Source organism: Polaromonas sp. P1_G4 (assembly GCF_056405475.1).
In genome coordinates this window covers 1-3,914 of record NZ_JBFUCA010000415.1, presented here as the reverse complement: position 1 = coordinate 3,914, position 3,914 = coordinate 1, and the positions used below count along the sequence as shown (strand labels likewise).

Genomic DNA, 3,914 nt, shown 5'->3' with positions numbered 1-3,914 from the left:
ATGCTGAAGCGCGCGCCGCAGGTGGCGCAGGCGGTAAGGCTGGCCGACGATGTAGGGGTGCAGTGCAATGCCCATCACCAGTGGTGCTGAACTGCTGGCCTGCGATTGCTCCAGCATCTCATCAAGCTGATCGATGATCATCTGCGCAAAGTCTTTGCCGTCCATCTGACGCGCAATGATCATCGGGATGTCATTGAGTTCCTGCGGGTAAGGCACGGCCCACAAAGCCTTTCCGCTGCGGGTGCGCATTGGCAGCGGCTGGTCGTCGTGGCACCAGTTCAGGGTGTAGCCGTAGCCGCTTTCAGCGAGCAGGTCAGGGGTATGCAGGCTTTCCGAAATCCACGGTGAAAGCCACCCGGCGGGGGACTGGCCGCTCTCCTGTTGCATGCGCGTGCGGCACTGCACCAGCAGGCTGCTTTCGTCCGCTTCACTCATGGCGGCCTGGCGTTCGGCGTTGGTGTGGCCATGGCCGACCAGTTCATCGCCGCGCGCTACGCAGGCAGCCACCAGCTCGGGGCAGTGTTCATACAGTGCGGTGTTGATCAGGGCGGCCGCCGGCAGGCCCAGGCTGTCAAACAGCTCGAGGCAGCGCCAGCTGCCCACGCGGTTTCCGTACTCGCGCCAGCTGTAGTTCAGGACATCCGGCTGCGGGCTGGCCGGGCCGATGGTGGCACCCATGCCCTCGCCGAAGGCAAAGTGCTCGATGTTGAAACCCAGGTAGACAGCCAGACCAGCGCCGTTGGGCCAACGATAAGGTTTGCGCTGGTTGATCGCCTGGTAGTCAAAGCGATTGTGCGTCGGCAGGGCGCCGCTGTAGCTTGCCGCCATCAGCTGATCACAGCACAGCCAGGCCTGCCCGCACCAGCAGCCATTCGGCGCTGTCGTTCCACACGTCCATGTGTGTGATCAGCCCGCTTTTGACGACATAGCGGTCCACATAGCGGTTGCCTTCGAAAGGCGTTCCGTCAGGCCATTCTCCATACAGGGTTCCCAGGCTGTAGACCACCGCTTCGTCGGGGGCGGAGCCGCTAGAGCCGGCGGCAACCGTTTCGGTGCGCTCAATCCTTTTTTTCACCCATTTGTAGCGCGATGCATTAAATTTGGTGCACTCAGCGGGGGCGCTCATGGCCCGGCCACCGGTGAAAAGAATCTTCATGCCGGGTGCCGTGAACCGGCTGGCGGCCACCGGGTCAGGAAGCATGATGAGCCGGAGAAACTCATTGACCACATCGGCAGCGCTTGCCGTATCGCTGGAAAAGGCCTTGGTGCTGTTCAATCAGGGTGCTCCTGCGGCTGTCGTTGCCGGAAAAATCATGTTATCACCTCGACGTTGGCCAGCTTGGCCACGCTGCGCCAGGTGTCGATCTGCGAATTGATCAACTGAACGAACTCGGTGCCGACCACCGCATTCTTGCGCGGCAGGGTCTGAATTTCTTCCAGTCTGGCTGCGATGTCCGGTTTGGCGAGAATTTCAGGGATCAGTGCCGTCAGCCGCGCAAGTACGGGCGCAGGCAGGCCTTTGGGTGCTGACAAGCCCAACCACTGGGACCCCGTCAGCTTGGGAAAGCCGAGCTCGGCAAAAGTCGGAATGTTGGGAAGTGCCGGCAGGCGGCTGGGGGTGGAGACAGCCAGCGCGCGCAGGGACCCGGCCTTGAGCTGGGCCACGTTGGTGGTGATGGGATCGAGCAGGCTGTCGATCTGCCCGCCCAGCAGGTCTTGCATGGCCGGTGCGCTGCCTTGGTAGGGGATGTGGTCGTGTTGGGGCGCCTTGCCTTCAATCTTGAGCATTTCACCAAACAAGTGATTGGCAGAACCGATGCCCGATGAGCCATAACGCACAGGCCGGGTTCTGGCGGCAGCCAGGTATTGCTCCAGCGTCTGGAAGGGCGACTGCGCCCGCACCAGCAGCACCATGGGCGCTTCAACCAGCATGCCCATGTGAGAAAAATCATTCACCGGGTCAAAGGGCATGACTTTGCGGGTGGCTGTGGCATAGATGTGCACCGACGCATGGCTGACCAGCAGGGTGTAGCCGTCGGCGGGCTGCTTGGACACGTAGTCGGTGCCGATCAGGCCGCCCGCACCCGCGCGGTTTTCCACCACGACGGTCTGGCCCAGCGCCTGTGACAGGTGCGGCGCCATCATGCGTGACACGGTATCAACCAGACCGCCCGGTGGGAATTGCGCGACCAGTCTGATCGGCCCACGCGAAGGCCAGGCGCTTTGGGCGCTTGTCCATGCTGGAGCGGTCAGGGCAGAGATGCCGGCGGCCAGGACGTGACGACGTTTCATGGAGTGCTCCTGAAGGGCTGAAGGCTGCATTGGCAACCATCAACAGGATTGAAAGCGGGGAAGCGGCTGATGACATCTGGCGATCAGCAACTTGTGTGCCAATTCGACTGTTCAGGCATTCGCGCTTTGGAGCCGGGTTTTCTTTGTGCCCTCGACGCTGGCAGCAGGAGGCGCCTTCCTCACTCGGCCCAGGTCGTGTGACGGCATAAGCCTCATGTGACGGAAAGCCGGCACTGACCCGAACGGCACGGGTCCGGTTTTGAGATGATAAAAAGCGCAGCAGCCCTTCGCCGGATTTGCTCAATATGCTATGTAATTGATAGCACCCGCAGTACTGCCGCTCAAATCACGGCCGCACGCCCGGCGTCTCCATTGCCATGCCTTTTGCACGGGCATTCAGGTAAAGCTCCAGTTCCACCAGCTCCTGCACGCCATAGGCAAACGGCTCGGCACGCACCCCGCTCATGCAGCCGCGGATGCGGCGCTGCAGCGAACCCAGCGTCTGCCATTCGAGACGGTACACCGGGTAGCCCGTGGGATGTGCCTCGGGAATCAGGCTGCTGGCCAGACGCCTGCCGGCCAAACCGTCATGGCACTGCGCGCAGGACAGGTTGAGCTGGCCCATGCGCTGCGCGAAAAGCTGCTGCCCGCGCTGGCGGAAAGGCTCCAGCCGGGCATCATCGGGCGGCGATACCGGCAGACCGCGCGACTGCAGCGCCACATAGCTTTCCAGGCTCAGCAGATCCTGGCTTTCGGCGCGCAGCGGTGCGGCCTGCTGGTGATGCTGGCGGCACTGATTGATGCGCTGGCTCAAGGTGATGGGCCGGCCGAGTTGAATGTCAAACGCCGGGTATCGCGCCGACACGCCGCGCATGCTGTCCGGCGTTGTGTGGCAGCTGATGCACGCCTTTCCGTTGGCACCTGTTGGCTGCTTCCACAGCGCTTCGCCGTCCTTGACCCACAACATGCCGGGATTCAGCGCATCGTCTTTCTGCATGGCCTGGGTGGATGCGCTCATGTCCTCAAAGCCTGAACGGCGAAGGTCTTTTGGCGGCGCGGTCTGTGCGCCGGCATGGCATGCCAGCACGAAAGACAAAAGGCCCGCGGGGATGCGCGTCATCCCGTGACGGCCAGGTTGATGCTTTCAGTCTGCGCAAAACCGTTGTCGCCTTCCCAGCGAAGCACCAGCGTGCCGCTGTCGGTCGCCACGGTATGGAAGGCGAGGTAGGGATTGGCTGAGACAGCCGAAAACAGCTCAGCGCTGAAGATCAGTTCACCGTTGTAGCGGCAGCTGAAGGTCTTGATGATGTTGCGCGGCAGGACCTTGCCGTCCTCACCGGCGCGAAAGCCGGTTTCCATCGGGTGGCCTATGGTCGCGCGTATCTCGATGACTTCACCGCGTATGGCGCTGGCGGGTGCGTTGATGAGCGTGCGAGTCATATCAGTGATCTCCCAAAGAGCCACGCCGCGAAGGAGGCAGGGAACTGCAGGCGAGAGGCGGTGAGTGACCGTGGGGGCTCTTTTCTTCGCCAGCAGGGGCCGCGGGACTGGCTTTGCCAGACCGCAGGCGCAGCGGCCCCCTTGGGGGGCAGGGAGCTACACGAAGTGAGCGACCGTGGGGG

5 protein-coding genes are annotated in these 3,914 nt (G+C 62.6%); all 5 read right to left on the bottom strand.

Features of this window, described 5'->3' with window-relative positions:
* Positions 1-828 (bottom strand): polysaccharide deacetylase family protein (locus AC1D1X_RS17735; protein ID WP_477698781.1); only part of this gene is annotated, 828 nt, incomplete at its 3' end.
* 7 nt (positions 829-835) lie between these two features.
* Complete coding sequence (locus AC1D1X_RS17730) at positions 836-1,201, bottom strand: nuclear transport factor 2 family protein (RefSeq protein WP_477669614.1); 366 nt, start codon at positions 1,199-1,201, stop codon at positions 836-838.
* 110 nt (positions 1,202-1,311) lie between these two features.
* On the bottom strand, positions 1,312-2,292 hold the full coding sequence (locus AC1D1X_RS17725; RefSeq protein WP_477669272.1) for a Bug family tripartite tricarboxylate transporter substrate binding protein: 981 nt from the start codon (positions 2,290-2,292) through the stop codon (positions 1,312-1,314).
* A gap of 346 nt (positions 2,293-2,638) precedes the next feature.
* Positions 2,639-3,412 carry a sulfur oxidation c-type cytochrome SoxA gene (gene soxA, locus AC1D1X_RS17720; protein ID WP_477674440.1) on the bottom strand — a complete coding sequence of 258 codons (774 nt, stop codon included), beginning with the start codon at positions 3,410-3,412 and terminating at the stop codon, positions 2,639-2,641.
* The gene (gene soxZ, locus AC1D1X_RS17715; RefSeq protein WP_477669274.1) at positions 3,409-3,732 is read right to left on the bottom strand and encodes a thiosulfate oxidation carrier complex protein SoxZ; all 324 of its coding nucleotides are present in this window, start codon (positions 3,730-3,732) and stop codon (positions 3,409-3,411) included. The genes soxA and soxZ overlap by 4 nt, the downstream gene beginning before the upstream one ends.
* Between the last annotated feature and the right edge of the window lie 182 nt (positions 3,733-3,914).